Here is an 18,893-nt window from a genome sequence, read left to right on the forward strand (position 1 = left end):
CTTTCCCATGGTGAGTCAACGATTGACCCATAACGCCATTCAACGTCTTTTGCTGAAACGCTTCGCTTTGGCGGCCGCGACGTACGCGCTGGCACTGGTTTTGTTGTGGCTGGCATTTTTCAGTGGTCATTACCTCGATTCGTTGCGCGATGTCATCATCGGCAGCGTGTTGGTGGTGCTGTGCCAGGCCGGACTGTTCGCGCTGTTTATCACCGACCGTAACCTGCGCTTCGCCGACCCCAGCCTTACCGAAGCGCAGGTGTTGATCGGCCTGGGCTGGCAAACCTGGATGATGGCGCATCTGGACCAGGCTCGGGGCGTGTTCCTGGTGTTTTATGTATTGATCCTGCTGTTCGGGCTGTTTCACCTGTCACGCCGGGCCTTTGTGCGCTGCGCGACGCTGGTGTTTATCAGCTTCACCGCTATTACCCTGTGGGACGGTTACTTCTTCCGACTTCCCGATCCCACCTTGGCCGGGTTGCAGGTGGCCGTGCTGTTTCTCGTGCTGGTGTGGCTGGTGTTCTACGCCCGCTACGTCCAGACCTCACGCCAGCGCATGCGCCAGCGGCGGTTTGCCCTGCAGGCGCACCAGGACACCTTGCGCGGGATGATGCGCCAGCTCGAAGACCTGGTGGCCACCGATGAGCTGACCGGGCTGTTCAATCGCCGGCACTTCCTGCGCCTCGCTTCGCGCGAACTCAACACCCTCAGGCCCGGCATCGCCCATGGCCTGGCCCTGATCGATCTCGACCATTTCAAGCGCATCAACGACCTGCACGGCCACGCTGCTGGCGACCAGGTGCTGCAGGCATTTGCCGCGGTCGCCACGGCGTGTCTGCGCGAGGGCGATGTATTGGCCCGTTATGGCGGCGAGGAATTCGTCATGCTGCTGCCTGCTTGTGACCCCCAGCGCCTGACTGCCTGCTGCGAGCGGCTGCGGCTGGCGTTCACTGAAGTCGAGCTGATCGGCCTGCAGGTCGGCGCCCTCAGCTTGTCGGCGGGCATGACGATGCTGGAAATGGGCGATGACCTGGACAACGCGTTGCAGCGTGCCGACCAGGCCCTGTACCGTGCCAAGCGAGACGGCCGCAATCGGTGCGCCGCCGCCTGGGAGAACGTCGATGCCTGAACTGACAGTCGCCGGTCGGCAATGGACGGTGGCGGCGGGCAGTAACCTGCTGGACGTGTTGAACGGCGCCGGTGTGGCGGTGCCCTACAGTTGTCGCGCCGGCAGCTGCCACGCGTGCCTGGTGCAGTGTGTGGGCGGTGATGTGCGCGACAGTCGTCCCGACGCCTTGAACCCGGTGCAACGCGACCAGGGCTGGCGGCTGGCCTGCCAATGCCAGGTGGTCGAGGATGTGCAGATCCACACCTTCGACCCCCAACGCGACGGCCAGGCTGCTCACGTAGCCGCGGTGGATTGGCTCGGTGGCGAGGTGCTGCGCTTGCGCATCACCCCCGAGCGGTTGCTGCGTTATCAGGCCGGGCAGCACCTGGTGCTGTGGGCTGGTGACGTGGCCCGGCCGTATTCCCTGGCGAGCCTGCCCGAGGAAGACCGGTTCCTGGAGTTCCACCTCGATTGCCGCGAGCCCGGCCAATTCATTGATGCGGCCCGGCAGATGAAGGCCGGTGATCCGATCCGCCTGGGCGAGTTGCGCGGCGGTGCCCTGCATTACGACCCCGACTGGCACGACAGGCCGCTGTGGCTGCTCGCCGCCGGCACCGGCCTGGCGCCGTTGTTTGGCTTGCTGCGCGAAGCGTTGCGCCAGCAGCATCAAGGCGCGATTCGCCTTATTCACGTGGCCCATGATGCGACCGGGCATTACCTGGCCAAACCCCTGGCGGCGCTGGCGGCCAAGCATCAAAACCTCACCGTGGAGCTGCTGAGCGCAGCCGAGGCGCCGTCCGCCTTGGCGCAACTGCGGCTTGTTTCGCGGCAAACCCAAGCCTTGCTCTGCGGCCATCCCGACCGGGTCGAGGCCTTTGCCAAGCGCTTGTACCTGGCCGGCTTGCCGCGCAATCAACTGCTGGCCGACGTCTTCCTGCCCCGTGGTTGAGCGTTTCCAGACCGGGAACAGTTGCGCAAGGTGATTGAAGAAGAGGGCAGGCAGGTAGCCGCGTTGTCGGGGTTTATCAACAGGCATTGGGTTTTGCAGCGCCTGGACTGGCCCCATCGCGAGCAAGCTTTGCTCCCACAGTAGGTCTGTGGTGTTCACGAATAATGTGTTCAACACAAAACCCCTGTGGGAGCGGGCTTGCTCGCGAAAGCGGTGGGTCAGCTTGCATCCATTTTGAATGGGCCGACGCCTTCGCGAGCAAGCCCGCTCCCACAGGTGAGATGTGTACGCCGGCCGAACTGTGGGAGCAAAGCTTGCTCGCGATGGGGCCAGTCCAAGTGCCACATTTCTTGCAGGCAAAAACCAAAAAGCCCCGCCATTCACATGGCAGGGCTTTTGTTTTTCAGCGCTCGGTCACTCAGACCATCGGGTCGCCAACGTGCAGGATTTTCATCCCGTTGGTGCCGCCGATGGTGTGGTAGCTGTCGCCCTTGGTCAGGATGACCCAGTCGCCGGTCTGCACCACGCCGCGCTTGACCAGTTCATCCACCGCCGCCTGGCTGACTTCGCCCGGTTGCAGGGCGGCCGGGTCGAACGGCACGGTGTAGACACCACGGAACATCGACGCGCGCGCCTGGGTTTCGCGGTGCGGGGAGAACGCGTAGATCGGCACCGAGGAACGGATGCGCGACATGATCAGCGGCGTGTAGCCACTTTCGGTCAGGGCGATGATCGCCTTCACGCCCGGGAAGTGGTTGGCGGTGTACATCGTCGCCAGGGCGATGCTCTCGTCGCAACGCTCGAAGGTCTTGCCGATGCGGTGGCTGGAGGTCTTGCTGGTCGGGTGCTTTTCAGCGCCGATGCAGATGCGTGCCATGGCCTGCACCGCTTCGAGCGGGTAGAGGCCGGCGGCGCTTTCGGCCGAGAGCATCACGGCGTCGGTGTAGTCGAGTACGGCGTTGGCTACGTCGGACACTTCGGCGCGGGTCGGCATCGGGTTCTGGATCATCGACTCCATCATCTGGGTCGCGACGATCACCGCTTTGTTGTGGCGGCGTGCGTGCAGGATGATCTTCTTCTGGATGCCCACCAGCTCGGCGTCGCCGATTTCCACGCCCAGGTCACCACGGGCCACCATCACGGCGTCGGATGCCTTGATCAGGCCATCGAGGGTTTCGTCGTCGGCCACCGCTTCGGCGCGTTCGATCTTGGCCACCAGCCAGGCAGTACCGCCGGCTTCGTCGCGCAGTTGACGGGCGTATTCCATATCGGCGGCGTCACGTGGGAAGGACACGGCCAGGTAGTCGACTTCCATTTCCGCGGCCAGCTTGATGTCGGCCTTGTCTTTTTCGGTCAGGGCCGGTGCGGTCAGGCCACCGCCGCGACGGTTGATGCCTTTGTGGTCCGACAGCGGGCCGCCGATGGTCACGACGCAGTGCAGTTCAGTGGCGGTGGCGGTTTCGACGCGCATCACCACGCGACCGTCGTCGAGCAGCAGCTCGTCGCCCACGCCGCAGTCCTTGACCAGGTCCGGGTAGTCGATGCCGACCACTTGCTGGTTGCCTTCGGTCAGCGGATGGCTGGTGGAGAAGGTGAAGGCGTCACCGATCTTCAGCTCGATGCGCTTGTTGGCGAATTTGGCGATACGGATCTTCGGGCCTTGCAGGTCACCCAGCAGGGCAACGAAGCGGCCGTGCTTGGCGGCGAGGTCGCGCACCAGCTTGGCACGAGCCTTGTGCTCGTCGGGGGTACCGTGGGAGAAATTCAGGCGGGCAACGTCCAGGCCAGCCAGAATCAGCTGTTCGAGAACTTCCGGCGAATTACTGGCCGGGCCAAGGGTAGCGACGATTTTGGTGCGACGGACGGACATGCAAGACTCCTCAAGTTCAAGCGCCAGCGAAGGCTACTATGCTCTTTGGGTGTAGTCATTGTTCATATGCACTACTTTTTCGTTTGTTTTTCGAAATGAACATTCCTGAAAATTTTTGCGCCTTGGATGAGCTTTCAAGTACAGCTTGGTGGTGAGCTGGAATGATCTGTGGGAGCAAGGCTTGCTGGTGTGGTGGATGATCTGTGGGAGCATAGCTTGCTCGCGATGGCGATCTCGAGTGTGCCATCGCGGGCAAGCCTTGCTCCCACAGGTCTTCATTCACATCTCTGCTCCCCAGGCCATCATTCCCATCCAGTTCCCATAGCTCATCATTCCCCTTGCCAGAGGGACAGCGTCCGGTCCATTTTCAGGCTGAAGATTTTCCCAGCCAGGTCGATACAGAGCTCAAGACAGGAGAACCTCCCATGCGATTCGTGCTTTTTGTTGCCCTGGCCCTGAGCGTCACGGGCTGCACCCGTTGGTCGATGAACCATCACATGAACCTGGCCTACAAGGCCTATGAACGCGGCAATTGCGAGCAGGTCATGCTCGAACTGTCCCAGGTCGACCGCGCCAGCCGTGCCCGCCGCTATATGCAGCCGGAAGTCTCGATGCTGCGCGGCCAGTGCCTGGAACGGCAGAAGCTGTTTGTCGATGCGGCGCAGACCTACCAGTTCATCATCGTGCAATACCCTAACAGTGAATACGCCTTCCGCGCCCGCGCTCGGCTCGAGACCCTGCAGAGCCTGGGCCATTACCCGACCCGCAGCGCGTCGGCGATCCGCCCGTCGGCGTCCTGACAGGCTCACCAAGCCATTGGCCGGGGCGATCCCCGGCCACAAGCGCCTGGCGTGTTTTTGTTTATGAAAGGTTTGCGCAAGGACTGGCCGCCACACCACCTTGAGCTATATTTGTACAAATCGTCATTAGAGCTAAATCTCTAACTTCAAGCGGCACCTGTGACCGGCAGCACTAGGGCCTGAACGCTTGCGAGCGTCTGGCACCGGGATCGGGGAGAGCGAGCTGACGTGTGCTCGTTCCGAAGTATTAGGTTGCCCCGATTCGGGGTCGTTCAAAAAGCGATACAGGACATGTACAAAAAACGGCGAATCGAACGGCATCAGCTGCCGTGTTTCCTGAGAGTGTTCAATGGCGTCAACGGCAAGCCCATCGGTTTTTTGGGCAACGTTTCTGCAGATGGCCTGATGCTGATCAGCCATTTACCGTTGATGGTCGGCGCGGACTTTGACCTGCTCCTGAAAATCCCTGCCGATGAGGGACCGCAGCAGAACATTGTGCTCAGGGCCAATTGCCTGTGGTGCCGCGAAGACGTGACGCCGCAGCATTTCGACGCCGGTTTCAGCCTGAAATGGGCGCCGCCGGAGTACGGGCAACTGATCAGCGCATTGCAGCAATATTTCAGTTTTTATCCGTTGCCGGAATCGGCCTGAGATCGGGCTATGGAATAACCAGCCTGGTTGATACCTCTGTGGGAGCAAAGCTTGCTCGCGATGGCATCACCTTGGCCGCTAGTCAGACCGAGGTGCCTGCATCGCGAGCAAGCTTTGCTCCCACAGGCTTCAAGGACAAACCACTGATCGCGCTGACGGAGAAAGTTCTGCCCGAGAGTAAATCCCTGCATTGCTGATGCGTTTCCACAACAGGAAACCTGCATGTGCGCTCCGACCGGAGATGCACCTGTGCGGTGTGTCGTTGGGTCATTACTTCAGTGTATTGCGGGGTCGAGGGATGTCAGTCGCCAACAGTCTTATCGAAGCACAGCCGGCCCGGGTCAGTCCTGCGCCGGCCGAGACGCTCTACCAGTTCAATGAGTCGCCGCTGCTGGCCCGCCAGAGTCGGCAGGAGTCCAATGCCCGCAGCTACCCACGGCGGATTCCCCTGGCCCTCAAGCGTGCCAAGGGGCTGTATGTCGAGGACGTCGAGGGGCGCACCTTCATCGATTGCCTGGCCGGCGCTGGCACACTGGCGCTGGGGCATAACCATCCGGTGGTGATCGAAGCGATCCAGCGGGTGCTGGCCGATGAGCTGCCCTTGCATACCCTGGACCTGACCACGCCGGTCAAGGACCGCTTCGTCCAGGACCTGTTCGGCTTGTTGCCGGCAGAGCTGGCCGCCCAGGCGAAGATCCAGTTCTGCGGCCCCACCGGTACCGATGCGGTGGAAGCGGCCCTCAAGCTGGTGCGCACCGCCACCGGCCGCAGCACCGTGCTGTCGTTCCAGGGCGGTTATCACGGCATGAGCCAAGGGGCGTTGAGCCTGATGGGCAGCCTGGGGCCGAAGAAACCCTTGGGCGCCTTGCTCAGCAGCGGCGTGCAGTTCATGCCATACCCCTACGATTACCGCTGCCCGTTCGGGCTGGGCGGTGTGGCGGGCGTGAAGGCCAATCTGCATTACCTGGAAAACCTGTTGAATGACCCCGAGGCCGGTGTGCAATTGCCGGCAGCCGTCATCGTCGAAGTGGTGCAGGGCGAGGGTGGGGTCATTCCTGCCGACCTGGACTGGCTGCGCGGTTTGCGGCGGATCACCGAGCAGGCGGGGGTGGCGTTGATCGTCGACGAAATCCAGAGCGGCTTCGGCCGGACCGGCAAGATGTTTGCGTTCGAGCACGCCGGGATCATCCCGGACGTGGTCGTGCTGTCCAAGGCCATCGGTGGCAGCCTGCCGCTGGCGGTGGTGGTTTATCGCGATTGGCTCGACACCTGGCTGCCGGGTGCTCACGCCGGGACCTTCCGTGGCAATCAGATGGCCATGGCCGCCGGTTCCGCAGTGATGCGCTATCTGCAGGAGCACGACTTGCCGGCCCACGCCGCCGCCATGGGCGAACGCTTGAGCGAGCACTTGCGCATCCTGCAGCGAGACTTCCCACAACTGGGCGATATCCGCGGTCGCGGGTTGATGCTCGGCGTCGAACTGGTGGACCCAGCGGGTAAACCCGACGCCCTGGGCCATCCGCCGGTGCACGCATGGCTGGCGCCACGGCTGCAACGTGAATGCCTCAAGCGCGGGCTGATCCTTGAGCTGGGTGGCCGGCAGGGCGGCGTGGTGCGGTTCCTGCCGCCGCTGATTATCACAAGGGCGGAAATCGACCGGGTCGCCGAAATTTTCGGGCGAGCCCTGCAGGCGGCGGTTGCCGCGGCCTAATTTTCACCCGGCCCCGTACGTTCCTTTCATATCCTGGCTGCGCATGCGCCGCAGCGAACCTCGAGCAAAGATGGAGAGACACCCATGACTTCAGTATTCGACCGCGAGGACATCGTCTTTCAGGTCGTGGTCAACCACGAAGAACAGTATTCGATCTGGCCGGACTACAAGGCCGTGCCCGAAGGCTGGCGTACCGTCGGCAAAAGCGGGTTCAAGAAGGAGTGCCTGGCCTATATCGAAGAAGTCTGGACCGACATGCGCCCGCTGAGCCTGCGCAAGAAGATGGAAGAGCAGGCGGCAGTGCTTAACTAAAGCCGATATGGGATGCTTTTTGTGGGAGCGGGCTTGCTCGCGAAGGCGGTCTGTCAGTTAGCCAGTTATTGCCTGACACGCCGCTTTCGCGAGCAAGCCCGCTCCCACATGTTGCGTGTGTTCAAGATTCACCCATCAAAAAATCAATCAACGCCCGTGCCGCCGCCGGCAGTTGTCGGTGCGGCGGGTAGATCACTGAAAACGGCCGGCTGCGTCCGCCGAAGTCTTCCAGCAAAGCCACCAGTTCCCCGCGCTCGATTCGCTCCCGGACAATGAATTCATAGGTCTGGCAGATCCCCATCCCGGCCTGGGCCAGGGACACGATGCCCAATACATCGTCGGACACCTGCACATTGCCCACCGGCAGCCATTCCCGATCTTGATGATTTTCGCGAAACAGCCAGGGGGCGATGCGTCCGCTGCTGGGCATCACGAAGGGCAGGCAGGCGTGTGCAGCCAGTTCATCGACGTGCCGGGGCATTCCGGCGCGTGCCAGGTAGTGCGGCGCGGCCACCAGGCAAAGGCGGGCGTCTTCGAGCTTGCGGCCGACCAGCCCGCTGTCCGGCAATGGCCCGAGGCGGATCGCCAGGTCATACCCCTCGGCCACCAGGTCGACATTGCGGTTGGTGATGCTCAGCTCGACCCGCACTTGCGGGCACGCCTGGGCGAAACGCGACAGCAGCGACGGCAGGCGGTAATGACCGTAGGTAGTCGGCACGCTCAGGCGTACGCGACCGGTCAGGACACCGTCCTGGCCCTGGATCCGCCGCTCGGCATCGTCAATCAGGGCAAAGGCCGAGCGCGACTGTTCCAGGTACAACGTGCCGGCATCGGTCAGGTTCAGCCGCCGGGTCGTGCGTCGCAACAATTGCACCCCAAGCCGGGCTTCGAGGCGGGAGATGGCGCGGCTCAGGACCGAAGGCGTGGTCCCCAGCGCCACGGCGCCGGCGCTGAGGGTGCCTTTTTCCACGACCGTGACGAAGGCTTCCACGTCCGCCAGATGATCGAAACGACGGGCCATTGTTGCCTCCAGAGGCCAGGTGATGTTCCGGGCGGCCAGTTTATCGCCGGTAAGCGCATCAATACAGTGAGCCATCTTTTATCGAAGCGTTCTGGAGTCATCATGAAAAAGCTCACTACCCTGGCAACGTCTGTCGTTCTGGCAGGCATCAGCGTCGCGGCCCATGCCGATAACGTGCTGGTGGTCCTGTCGGACGCCGATCATCTGGATCTGAAAAATGGCCAGGTCTTCTCCACCGGTTTTTACCTCAACGAATTGCTGCAACCGGTGAAACTGTTGCTGGAGGCGGGTCACCAGGTGACGTTCGCAACGCCCGAGGGCAAGGCGCCGACGCTGGACCGTTCCTCGGTGGACAAGATGTACTTCAACAATGACTCGGCGGAGCTGGAGCGCTACCAGGCGTTGCTGGCGCAGTTGAACATCACCTCGGCCAAGGACTCACCGGTGATCAGCCTGGCCCGTGTCGAGCAGATCGGCCTGGGGCGGTTCGACGCCCTGTACATCCCCGGCGGGCACGCGCCGATGCAGGATTTGCTGACCAGCGCACCGCTGGGACGGGTGCTGACGCATTTTCATGACAAGGGCAAGACCACCGCGCTGGTCTGCCACGGGCCGATAGCGCTGCTGTCGACCCTGCCCGATGCCAGGGGCTTCGTCGACCAGTTGGCCGCCAAAGGCCAGGCCTCGGCCAAGGCCGACTGGATCTACGCCGGGTACAAGATGACGGTGATCAGCAATCAGGAAGAAGAACTGGCCAAGGGGCTTCTGGGCGGCGGGAGCATGAAGTTCTATCCACAAACCGCGTTGGAGCAGGCCGGTGGGCACTACAGCAGCAACACATCGCCATGGATGCCCCATGTGGTCATGGACCGGGAGTTGATCACCGGCCAGAACCCGGCGTCGGCGCTGGAGGTGGGGCAGGTGTTGGTCAAGCGGTTGAAGCTCTGATCCACCAAACACCGCAACCCCTGTGGGAGCGGGCTTGCTCGCGAAGACGGCGGAGCAGTCAACATTGATGTTGTCTGACACACCGCTTTCGCGAGCAAGCCCGCTCCCACAGGTTTCAAGATGTGCCTGGGATTTATTTGAACCGCCGCTCCACCCCTTTCTCCACCAGGATCTTCGCCGAAATCTCTTCCACGGAAAAATGCGTGGAATTGATGTGCGGAATATTCTCCCGCCGGAACAGGTTTTCCACCTCGCGCACTTCGAACTCGCACTGGGCATAGCTCGAATAGCGGCTGTTGGGCTTGCGCTCGTTGCGGATCGCGGTCAGGCGGTCCGGGTCGATGGTCAGGCCGAACAGCTTGTGCTGGTGGGCGCGCAGGGCGCTGGGCAGTTGCAGGCGCTCCATGTCGTCTTCGGTCAGCGGATAGTTGGCCGCACGGATGCCGAACTGCATCGCCATGTACAGGCACGTCGGTGTCTTGCCACAGCGCGACACCCCCACCAGGATCAGGTCGGCCTTGTCGTAATAATGCGTGCGGGCCCCGTCATCGTTGTCCAGCGCGAAGTTGACCGCCTCGATCCGCTCCATGTAGTTGGAGTTGTGGCCAATGGAATGGGACTTGCCGACCGAGTAGGACGAGTGCTCGCTCAGTTCCTGTTCCAGGGGCGCCAGGAACGTGGAAAAAATGTCGATCATGAAACCATTGGACGTTGCGAGAATCTCACGGATGTCTTGATTGACGATGGTATCGAAGATAATCGGGCGGAAACCGTCGGTTTCGGCGGCTTTATTGATTTGCTGTACCATGGCCCGCGCCTTGTCGACGTTGTCGATGTACGGACGTATGAACTTGGCGAAGGTAATGTTTTCGAATTGTGCCAACAGGCTTTGGCCTAGCGTTTCGGCCGTGATGCCGGTGCCGTCGGAGATAAAGAAAGCAGATCGTTTCATTTGCGCCTTGGGCCTTAAGCTAGTGAGCTAGTGACGATTCTTGGATATGATAGGCGCGATTTGCCGGCCGCCAGTGGTCCGCATTCTCACTTATTTTCCAGGTCCAGGCCATATCGCCGGTCATCGCTCCCCTGGAGCCGCCGGTGCCTTGAGCTTTTCCAACACAGTTAGTGGAGAGATCACCTTGGTAGAGTACGTAGTTTCCCTCGATAAGCTCGGCGTCCATGATGTGGAGCATGTGGGGGGCAAGAACGCATCCCTGGGCGAGATGATCAGCAACCTCGCCGGTGCCGGTGTATCGGTGCCAGGTGGCTTCGCCACGACCGCCCAGGCTTATCGTGATTTCCTGGAACTGAGCGGCCTGAACAAGCAGATCCACGATGCGCTCGATGCCCTGGACGTCGATGACGTCAATGCCCTGGCCAAGACCGGTGCCCAGATCCGCCAATGGATCATGGACGCCGAGTTCCCCGAGAAACTGAACGCCGAGATCCGCACCGCGTTCGCCAAGTTGTCCGAAGGCAATCCGGACATCGCCGTCGCCGTGCGTTCCTCGGCCACCGCCGAAGACCTGCCGGATGCCTCCTTCGCCGGCCAGCAGGAAACCTTCCTGAACATCCGTGGCGTGGAAAACGTCATCCGTGCCGCCAAGGAAGTCTTCGCCTCCCTTTTCAATGACCGTGCCATTTCCTACCGCGTGCACCAGGGCTTCGACCACAAGCTGGTCGCCCTGTCCGCCGGTGTGCAGCGCATGGTCCGCTCCGAAACCGGCACTGCCGGCGTGATGTTCACCCTCGACACCGAGTCGGGCTTCCGTGACGTGGTGTTCATCACCGGCGCCTACGGCCTGGGTGAAACCGTCGTGCAGGGCGCGGTGAACCCGGATGAGTTCTACGTCCACAAAGGCACGCTGCAAGCCGGTCGTCCAGCCATCCTGCGCCGCAACCTGGGCAGCAAGGCCATCAAGATGATCTACGGCGACGAAGCCAAGGCCGGCCGTTCGGTGAAGACCGTCGATGTGGACAAGGCCGAGCGCGCGCGTTTTTGCCTCAGCGATGCCGAAGTCAGCGAGCTGGCCAAGCAGGCGATGATCATCGAGCAGCACTACAAGTGCCCGATGGACATCGAGTGGGCCAAGGACGGTGACGACGGCAAGCTGTACATCGTGCAGGCCCGTCCGGAAACCGTGAAGAGCCGCACCCAGGCCAACGTCATGGAGCGCTACCTGCTCAAGGAAACCGGCACTGTGCTGGTGGAAGGCCGTGCCATCGGCCAGCGCATCGGCGCGGGCAAGGTGCGGATCATCAAGGACGTCTCGGAGATGGACAAGGTCCAGGCCGGCGACGTACTGGTCTCCGACATGACCGACCCGGACTGGGAACCGGTGATGAAGCGCGCCAGCGCCATCGTCACCAACCGCGGCGGGCGTACCTGCCACGCGGCGATCATCGCCCGTGAACTGGGGATCCCGGCCGTGGTGGGTTGCGGCAACGCCACCCAACTGCTCAAGGACGGCCAGGGCGTGACCGTTTCCTGCGCCGAAGGCGATACCGGCTACATCTTCGAGGGCGAACTGGGCTTCGACATCAAGAAGAACTCCGTGGACGCCATGCCGGACCTGCCGTTCAAGATCATGATGAACGTCGGCAACCCGGATCGCGCCTTCGACTTCGCGCAGTTGCCCAATGCCGGTGTGGGCCTGGCCCGCCTGGAATTCATCATCAACCGCATGATCGGCGTACACCCCAAGGCATTGCTGAACTACGACGGCCTGCCGCAGGAAATCAAGGACAGCGTCGACAAGCGCATTGCCGGTTACAACGATCCGGTCGGTTTCTACGTCGAGAAGCTGGTGGAAGGCATCAGCACCCTGGCGGCGGCGTTCTGGCCGAAAAAGGTCATCGTGCGCCTGTCGGACTTCAAGTCCAATGAATACGCCAACCTGATCGGCGGCAAGCTCTACGAGCCGGAAGAAGAAAACCCGATGCTGGGCTTCCGTGGTGCTTCGCGCTACATCAGCGAATCGTTCCGCGACTGCTTCGAGCTCGAATGCCGCGCCCTCAAGCGCGTGCGTAACGAGATGGGCCTGACCAACGTCGAGATCATGGTGCCGTTCGTGCGGACCCTGGGCGAAGCGAGCCAGGTCGTCGACCTGCTGGCGGAAAACGGCCTGGCCCGTGGCGACAATGGCCTGCGCGTGATCATGATGTGCGAGTTGCCGTCCAACGCGATCCTGGCTGAAGAATTCCTCGAGTTCTTCGACGGTTTCTCCATCGGTTCCAACGACCTGACCCAGCTGACCCTGGGCCTGGACCGTGACTCCGGGATCATCGCGCACCTGTTCGACGAGCGGAACCCGGCGGTCAAGAAGCTGCTGGCCAACGCCATCGCTGCCTGCAACAAGGCTGGCAAGTACATCGGCATCTGCGGCCAGGGCCCTTCGGACCACCCGGACCTGGCCAAGTGGCTGATGGAGCAGGGCATCGAAAGCGTTTCGTTGAACCCGGACTCCGTGTTGGAAACCTGGTTCTTCCTGGCTGAGGGTCAGGCGGCGGTCTGATCGAGTGAAGGGATCTGATCGACTAAAGCCCGCCAGTTAAACGCAGAACCTGTGGGAGCGGGCTTGCTCGCGAAAGCGGTGTGTCAGACAACATCAATGTTGACTGTTCCGCCGTCTTCGCGAGCAAGCCCGCTCCCACAGGGGGTGCGCTTAACCGACTGGCATTAGCCGGGCCCCTTTTGATTGAAGTAGGGCGGGCTCCACAAGGATGCCGCCCTTTTTTGTGCAAGAAGATCATGCAAAGCAGCAGCAACCTCTTTCCTGTCGCCCTGATCAGCGCCGAGCGGCGCGGTGATCTGAGCGAAGACGTCTATCGCTTGAAACCCGGCAACAGCCCGGACGCCAGCGTCGAACTGGCCGTCACCCGGCTGGGTATGGCCGACGCCTGCGAAAACCGTGGGGTCCCGGTGATCCTGTTGCACGGCAGTTTTTCCAATCGGCGTTTCTGGTATTCGCCCAAGGGCCTGGGCCTGGGGGCGTACCTGGCACGCCTGGGGTTCGATGTCTGGATCCCCGAGATGCGCGGCCATGGGTTGTCCCAGCGCAACCAGGGTTATCGCCACAATCGCGTGGCCGACTACGCCCGCTACGACTTGCCGGCCATTGGCGCCTTCGTGCGTGAACAGAGCGGGCAAGTGCCCCACTGGATCGGTCATTCCCTGGGTGGCATCACCCTGGCGGCCGCCTTGGGCGGCCATTACCTGGGCGAGCCGGCGGTGGCTTCGGCGGCGTTTTTTGGCACCCAGGTCAGCCGCACCTACTGGCCGCTGAAGATTCCGCCAGTGGAATGGAGCGGCCGCTTCATCCTCAAGCGTTTTGCCCAATTGTCCGGCTCAAGGCTCAAGCGCGGTCCCGAGGATGAGCCCATCGGCCTGGCCCTGGAAAGCATGCGCTGGTACGGCCTGTTCGGGCGTTTCGGCGATGCCGAGAAGAACTGGTGGGCCGGGTTGGCCGATGTCCGGTTGCCGGTGCTGGCGGTGAGCGCCGCGGGCGATCATCAGGACCCCACCTGGGCGTGCCGCAAGCTCTTTGACCAGATCGGTTCCGAGCACAAACAGTTTGTCTGCCTGGGCCGGGAACAAGGTTTCAAAGGCGATTTCGGTCACGTCGAGATGCTGGTCAGCAAGGCGGCACAGGCTGAGGTCTGGCCTCTGGTGGCGCGTTGGCTGCAAGATCAGCAGGCACCGTTGCTGGAAAACCTGCCCGCCCTGGCCGAGGCGGTTTAAGCGAAAGGCTCTGACGTGGGCATTTCGCTCTGGTCGGCTTGCGGCTAAGATATGACGCTTCAAGCGGTTCCAGTCACAAACGGTTGCTCATTCAGTCTGACGTTCCAGCCTTTCAGGAGTTGTTCGATGAACCATTACCTCACGCCCGACCTGTGCGACGCCTACCCGGAACTGGTGCAGGTGTTGGAGCCGATGTTCAGCAATTTCGGTGGCCGCGATTCCTTCGGCGGTGAAATCGTGACCATCAAGTGCTTCGAGGACAACTCCCGGGTCAAGGAGCAGGTTGAACTCAAGGGCAACGGCAAGGTGCTGGTGGTCGATGGCGGCGGTTCCCTGCGTCGGGCGCTGCTGGGGGACATGCTGGCGGAAAAAGCCGCGAAAAACGGCTGGGAAGGGCTGGTGGTCTACGGTTGCATCCGCGACGTCGACATCATTGCCCAGACCGACCTCGGGGTCCAGGCCCTGGCCAGTCACCCGATGAAGACTGACCGGCGCGGCGTCGGCGAACTCAATGTGCCGGTGACCTTTGCCGGCGTGACGTTTCGCCCGGGCGAGTATGTCTATGCGGACAATAACGGCGTGATTGTCTCGCCAAGCCCGCTGAAAATGCCTGAATGAAGCAGTACAGCCATAAGGGATGAGGATGTTCGAGGAAGAAAACGCGCAATGGGGGCTGGTGCATGCCCTGGTGCTGGACGGTAAAGGCGGCGCGCGTTCCATAGCCCGGACCGAACTCGACGATTTGCAGTTGCAGGCCCATGAAAGCCTGTGGCTGCACTGGGATCGCAGTCATCCGCAAACCCACACCTGGCTGCGCAAATCCAGCGGCCTGAGCGAATTCAACTGCGACCTGCTGCTCGAAGAGAACACCCGGCCGCGCTTGTTGCCGTTGCCCAACGCCGAATTGCTGCTGTTCCTGCGGGGGATCAACCTCAACCCGGGTGCCGAGCCTGAAGACATGGTCTCGGTACGGATCTTTGCGTCCGCCCAGCGGGTCATCTCCCTGCGCCTGCGTCCGTTGCGCGCCACCGATGAGCTGTTGGCACAACTGGCCGAGGGCAAGGGCCCGAAGACGGCATCCGAACTCATCCTCTACATGGCGCAATACCTCACCAATAAGGTGCAGGACCTGGTCACCTGCCTCTCCGAAATCGTCGATGGCGAGGAAGAAAAACTCGATACCGACGAACGGTATACCCCCGAGCACGACGCCATTTTGCACATCCGTCGAAGGGCTGCCGGGCTCAAGCGATTCCTGGCGCCACAGCGGGACATCTTCGGCCAGATGACGCGGCTCAAGCTGCCGTGGTTTTTCGACGATGACGGCGACTACTGGAACGAATTGAACAACAGCCTGACCCGTTACCTCGAGGAGCTGGAATTGACCCGAGAGCGCGTGGGGCTTGTGCTGGAGGCCGAAGACCGGCGCCTGTCGGTGCGCATGAACCGCACCATGTACCGCTTCGGCATCATCACCGGGATTTTCCTGCCGATGAGTTTTCTCACCGGCCTTTTGGGTATCAATGTCGGTGGCATTCCGTTTTCCGAAAGCCCCTACGGTTTCATGGTCGCCTGCCTGCTGATGATCTGCGTCGCGACGGGGCAGTGGTTGTTGTTCCGCCGTTTGCGCTGGGTGTGATGGGGTTTCATGTGACCCGACGAAATGTGATCGCGTCTTCCACAGACATCACGAGAGGTGCGTATGCACGATCCGTTTGAACAGTCTTTGCGCGACATGCTCAAGGCTTCGCCGTCCAGCCGGGACGACGATGCATGCCTGGGGCGTGTACTGAAAACCGCCAACCGCCAGGTCGGCGCCGGCGATCTCTTCAGCCTGCTGGGCCGCTGGTTGCCCGCGCTGATGATCGCCCTGAATAATGGATCGGCCCATGTCTCGCCGGTTTCCCGCCGTAAACCTGTTACTCGCACCGCTGATAAGGCTGATTGAATATGGAACTTGATCTCTGGACCCAGAGCCTCGTCACGGCAATGACTGCGTTGTGGACCAAGGTGGCTAACTTCATCCCAAACCTCTTCGGCGCCCTGGTGGTGTTGTTGCTGGGCTTTGTCGTGGCCAAGCTGCTGGACACGCTGCTGTCCAAGTTGCTCGCCAAATTGGGCCTCGATCGCCTGATGGGTGGCACCGGCCTGACCAAACTGTTGTCTCGAGGCGGCATCCAGGTACCGATCTCGACCCTGGTCGGCAAGATTGTGTATTGGTTCGTGCTGCTTATTTTCCTGGTTTCCGCAGCAGAATCCCTTGGCCTTGAGCGAGTTTCGGCTACGCTTGACATGCTTGCGCTGTATTTGCCGAAGGTTTTTGGTGCTGCGCTGGTGTTGCTGGTCGGCGTTCTGCTGGCGCAACTGGCCAACGGGCTGGTGCGCGGTGCGGCCGAGGGCGTTGGGCTGGACTACGCCGCTGGCGTGGGGCGAATTGCCCAGGGCCTGGTGATCATCATCAGTATTTCGGTGGCGATCAGCCAGTTGGAGGTCAAGACTGACCTGCTCAACCACGTGATCGTGATCGTATTGATTACCGTTGGTCTGGCGGTTGCGCTGGCAATGGGGTTGGGAAGTCGGGAAATCGCCGGTCAGATCCTGGCGGGAATCTATGTGCGTGAATTGTATGAGGTTGGGCAACAAGTGCGTGTTGGCGAGGTCGAAGGCCAGATCGAAGAGATCGGCACGGTGAAGACCACATTGCTGACCGAGGAGGGCGAGTTGGTGTCGCTTTCCAATCGGATCCTGCTGGAACAGCATGTGAGTAGCCGCTAACCCGGCAAACCCTGCTAATGTATGCCGCCGCAAAATGCCCGATATCGCAGGCTGCGGCGCACATTGACCTAGACTGTCGGCCCGACTTGTTTTGAACAAACCCCAATCGCTATCCACGCGCTACGAACCCCGTGATCTCTCCGATGAGGAGTTGGTCGCGCGCGCGCATACGGAGCTGTTTCACGTAACGCGCGCCTATGAAGAGTTGATGCGTCGTTACCAGAGAACTTTATTTAACGTTTGTGCACGTTATCTCGGGAACGATCGTGATGCTGACGATGTCTGTCAGGAGGTGATGTTGAAGGTGCTGTATGGCCTGAAGAACTTCGAGGGGAAATCGAAGTTCAAGACATGGCTTTATAGCATCACGTACAACGAATGCATCACACAGTACCGCAAGGAACGGCGAAAGCGTCGCTTGATGGACGCGTTGAGCCTGGACCCTCTCGAGGAAGCGTCGGAAGATAAGGCGCCCAAGCCCGAGGAAAAGGGTGGACTCGATCGCTGGCTGGTCTATGTGAACCCGATCGATCGGGAAATTCTGGTGCTACGATTTGTCGCAGAGCTGGAATTCCAGGAGATCGCAGACATAATGCATATGGGTTTGAGCGCGACAAAAATGCGTTACAAGCGTGCTCTTGACAAATTGCGTGAGAAATTTGCAGGCATTGCTGAAACTTAGTTCGGCGCAAATATCTCTTACGTGTAGGCAAGTTCTGATAGACTTGCCGCCGAGTTGTCCCCCGGTTTGCGGGACTGCTTCACAATCACCAGATGGGGATTTAACGGATGAAACTGAAAAACACCTTGGGCTTTGCCATTGGTTCTTTGATTGCTGCCACTTCGTTCGGCGCTCTGGCACAAGGCCAAGGCGCAGTTGAAATCGAAGGCTTCGCCAAGAAAGAAATGTTCGACAGCGCTCGTGATTTCAAGAACAACGGCAACCTGTTCGGCGGTTCGGTTGGTTACTTCCTGACCGACGACGTTGAACTGCGTCTGGCCTACGACGAAGTGCACAACGCACGTACCGAAGACGGCACTAACGTCAAGGGCGCCAACACCGCTCTGGACGCTCTGTACCACTTCAACAACCCAGGCGACATGCTGCGTCCTTATGTTTCTGCCGGTTTCTCCGACCAGAGCATCGACCAGAATGGCAGCAACGGTCGTAACCGTTCTACCTTCGCCAACGTTGGTGGCGGCGCCAAGCTGTATTTCACCGACAACTTCTACGCCCGTGCCGGCGTTGAAGCTCAGTACAACATCGACCAGGGCGACACCGAGTGGGCTCCTAGCGTTGGTATCGGTGTGAACTTCGGTGGCGGCTCCAAGCCTGCTGCTGCTCCAGTTCCAGCACCAGCTGAAGTCTGCTCCGACAGCGACAACGATGGCGTGTGCGACAACGTCGACAAGTGCCCTGACACCCCAGCCAACGTAACCGTTGACGCTGATGGCTGCCCAGCTGTTGCTGAAGTCGTACGTGTTGAGCTGGACGTCAAGTTCGACTTCGACAAGTCGGTCGTTAAAGAAAACAGCTACGGCGACATCAAGAACCTGGCTGATTTCATGAAGCAGTACCCATCGACCAGCACCACTGTTGAAGGTCACACTGACTCCGTCGGTCCTGACGCTTACAACCAGAAACTGTCTGAGCGTCGTGCAAACGCCGTTAAGCAAGTTCTGACCAACCAGTACGGTGTTGAATCGACTCGCGTTCAGTCTGTTGGCTACGGCGAATCCCGCCCAGTTGCTGACAACGCCACTGAAGCTGGTCGTGCAGTTAACCGTCGCGTAGAAGCGCAGGTTGAAGCTCAAGCTAAGTAATTAGCCCACAGCTTTGGAAAAGCCCGGCCTAGGCCGGGCTTTTCTTTGCCTGGGATTTATCAGTCAGTCTGTGCCGGACGAAGCAAAACCTGTGGGAGCGAGCTTGCTCGCGATGGCGGCCTTGCAGCCGGCCAGGCTTTTGTTGACTGAGTACATATCCATTTTTTGCGTAACGGCCACTTAGGG

Annotated in this window: 19 protein-coding genes; 15 read left to right on the plus strand and 4 right to left on the minus strand. The window is 60.9% G+C overall.

Going from position 1 to position 18,893, the window contains the following annotated elements; translation table 11 throughout:
• Nucleotides 1-22 precede the first annotated feature (22 nt).
• A complete protein-coding gene (locus CFII68_RS16710) occupies nucleotides 23-1,129 on the plus strand; it encodes a diguanylate cyclase (RefSeq protein WP_018605627.1) in 1,107 nt (368 codons plus the stop codon).
• Nucleotides 1,122-2,057 (plus strand): iron-sulfur-binding ferredoxin reductase, encoded by a 936-nt coding sequence (locus CFII68_RS16705; protein ID WP_018605629.1) that lies wholly within the window; start codon nucleotides 1,122-1,124, stop codon nucleotides 2,055-2,057. Before CFII68_RS16710 ends, CFII68_RS16705 begins: the two co-directional genes overlap by 8 nt.
• A 418-nt stretch (nucleotides 2,058-2,475) precedes the next feature.
• Here CFII68_RS16705 and pyk read toward each other — a convergent pair whose 3' ends face one another.
• Complete coding sequence (gene pyk / locus CFII68_RS16700) at nucleotides 2,476-3,927, minus strand: pyruvate kinase (RefSeq protein WP_018605630.1); 1,452 nt, start codon at nucleotides 3,925-3,927, stop codon at nucleotides 2,476-2,478.
• A gap of 55 nt (nucleotides 3,928-3,982) precedes the next feature.
• Nucleotides 3,983-4,210, minus strand: a complete 228-nt coding sequence (locus CFII68_RS27445; RefSeq protein WP_139213011.1) for a hypothetical protein — start codon at nucleotides 4,208-4,210, stop codon at nucleotides 3,983-3,985.
• 142 nt (nucleotides 4,211-4,352) lie between these two features.
• Here CFII68_RS27445 and CFII68_RS16695 point away from each other — a divergent pair, with 142 nt between their 5' ends.
• The 4 genes from CFII68_RS16695 to CFII68_RS16680 all read left to right on the plus strand — a co-directional run bounded on the left by CFII68_RS16695 (nucleotide 4,353) and on the right by CFII68_RS16680 (nucleotide 7,401).
• Complete coding sequence (locus tag CFII68_RS16695; protein WP_018605632.1) at nucleotides 4,353-4,727, plus strand: tol-pal system YbgF family protein; 375 nt, start codon at nucleotides 4,353-4,355, stop codon at nucleotides 4,725-4,727.
• Between the two features lie 291 nt (nucleotides 4,728-5,018).
• A complete protein-coding gene (locus CFII68_RS16690) occupies nucleotides 5,019-5,378 on the plus strand; it encodes a PilZ domain-containing protein (protein ID WP_018605633.1) in 360 nt (119 codons plus the stop codon).
• Between the two features lie 298 nt (nucleotides 5,379-5,676).
• Nucleotides 5,677-7,089 (plus strand): aspartate aminotransferase family protein, encoded by a 1,413-nt coding sequence (locus CFII68_RS16685; protein ID WP_018605635.1) that lies wholly within the window; start codon nucleotides 5,677-5,679, stop codon nucleotides 7,087-7,089.
• Nucleotides 7,090-7,173: 84 nt separating this feature from the next.
• A complete protein-coding gene (locus tag CFII68_RS16680; protein ID WP_018605637.1) occupies nucleotides 7,174-7,401 on the plus strand; it encodes an MbtH family protein in 228 nt (75 codons plus the stop codon).
• A 121-nt stretch (nucleotides 7,402-7,522) separates the two neighbouring features.
• Here the strand turns inward: CFII68_RS16680 and CFII68_RS16675 are convergent, their stop codons facing one another.
• The gene (locus tag CFII68_RS16675; protein WP_018605638.1) at nucleotides 7,523-8,422 is read right to left on the minus strand and encodes a LysR family transcriptional regulator; all 900 of its coding nucleotides are present in this window, start codon (nucleotides 8,420-8,422) and stop codon (nucleotides 7,523-7,525) included.
• 102 nt (nucleotides 8,423-8,524) lie between these two features.
• On the opposite strand from CFII68_RS16675, the gene CFII68_RS16670 reads away from it, so the two are divergent.
• Nucleotides 8,525-9,370: a type 1 glutamine amidotransferase domain-containing protein gene (locus CFII68_RS16670; protein ID WP_018605640.1), complete on the plus strand. Its 846-nt coding sequence runs from the start codon at nucleotides 8,525-8,527 to the stop codon at nucleotides 9,368-9,370.
• 133 nt (nucleotides 9,371-9,503) lie between these two features.
• Here CFII68_RS16670 and CFII68_RS16665 read toward each other — a convergent pair whose 3' ends face one another.
• Nucleotides 9,504-10,322, minus strand: coding sequence for a pyruvate, water dikinase regulatory protein (locus tag CFII68_RS16665; protein ID WP_014337326.1), 819 nt, complete (start codon nucleotides 10,320-10,322; stop codon nucleotides 9,504-9,506).
• Between the two features lie 184 nt (nucleotides 10,323-10,506).
• Here CFII68_RS16665 and ppsA point away from each other — a divergent pair, with 184 nt between their 5' ends.
• The 8 genes from ppsA (at nucleotide 10,507) to CFII68_RS16620 (ending at nucleotide 18,707) form a co-directional block, all read left to right on the plus strand.
• Nucleotides 10,507-12,882: a phosphoenolpyruvate synthase gene (gene ppsA, locus CFII68_RS16655; protein WP_018605647.1), complete on the plus strand. Its 2,376-nt coding sequence runs from the start codon at nucleotides 10,507-10,509 to the stop codon at nucleotides 12,880-12,882.
• A 236-nt stretch (nucleotides 12,883-13,118) separates the two neighbouring features.
• Complete coding sequence (locus CFII68_RS16650; protein ID WP_033062593.1) at nucleotides 13,119-14,108, plus strand: alpha/beta fold hydrolase; 990 nt, start codon at nucleotides 13,119-13,121, stop codon at nucleotides 14,106-14,108.
• Between the two features lie 126 nt (nucleotides 14,109-14,234).
• Entirely contained in the window at nucleotides 14,235-14,726 is a 492-nt protein-coding gene (rraA, locus tag CFII68_RS16645; RefSeq protein WP_003199517.1) for a ribonuclease E activity regulator RraA, read from the plus strand.
• Between the two features lie 25 nt (nucleotides 14,727-14,751).
• Nucleotides 14,752-15,747 carry a zinc transporter ZntB gene (locus CFII68_RS16640; RefSeq protein ID WP_018605650.1) on the plus strand — a complete coding sequence of 332 codons (996 nt, stop codon included), beginning with the start codon at nucleotides 14,752-14,754 and terminating at the stop codon, nucleotides 15,745-15,747.
• A gap of 63 nt (nucleotides 15,748-15,810) precedes the next feature.
• Entirely contained in the window at nucleotides 15,811-16,056 is a 246-nt protein-coding gene (locus CFII68_RS16635) for a hypothetical protein (RefSeq protein ID WP_014337331.1), read from the plus strand.
• A gap of 2 nt (nucleotides 16,057-16,058) precedes the next feature.
• Entirely contained in the window at nucleotides 16,059-16,883 is an 825-nt protein-coding gene (locus CFII68_RS16630; RefSeq protein ID WP_003199523.1) for a mechanosensitive ion channel domain-containing protein, read from the plus strand.
• Between the two features lie 91 nt (nucleotides 16,884-16,974).
• Nucleotides 16,975-17,565 (plus strand): RNA polymerase sigma factor SigX, encoded by a 591-nt coding sequence (sigX, locus tag CFII68_RS16625; protein ID WP_018605654.1) that lies wholly within the window; start codon nucleotides 16,975-16,977, stop codon nucleotides 17,563-17,565.
• A 107-nt stretch (nucleotides 17,566-17,672) separates the two neighbouring features.
• On the plus strand, nucleotides 17,673-18,707 hold the full coding sequence (locus CFII68_RS16620) for an OmpA family protein (protein WP_018605656.1): 1,035 nt from the start codon (nucleotides 17,673-17,675) through the stop codon (nucleotides 18,705-18,707).
• The last annotated feature ends 186 nt before the right edge of the window (nucleotides 18,708-18,893 follow it).

It is taken from the genome of Pseudomonas sp. CFII68 (genome assembly GCF_000416195.1).
Lineage (GTDB): Bacteria > Pseudomonadota > Gammaproteobacteria > Pseudomonadales > Pseudomonadaceae > Aquipseudomonas > Aquipseudomonas kilonensis.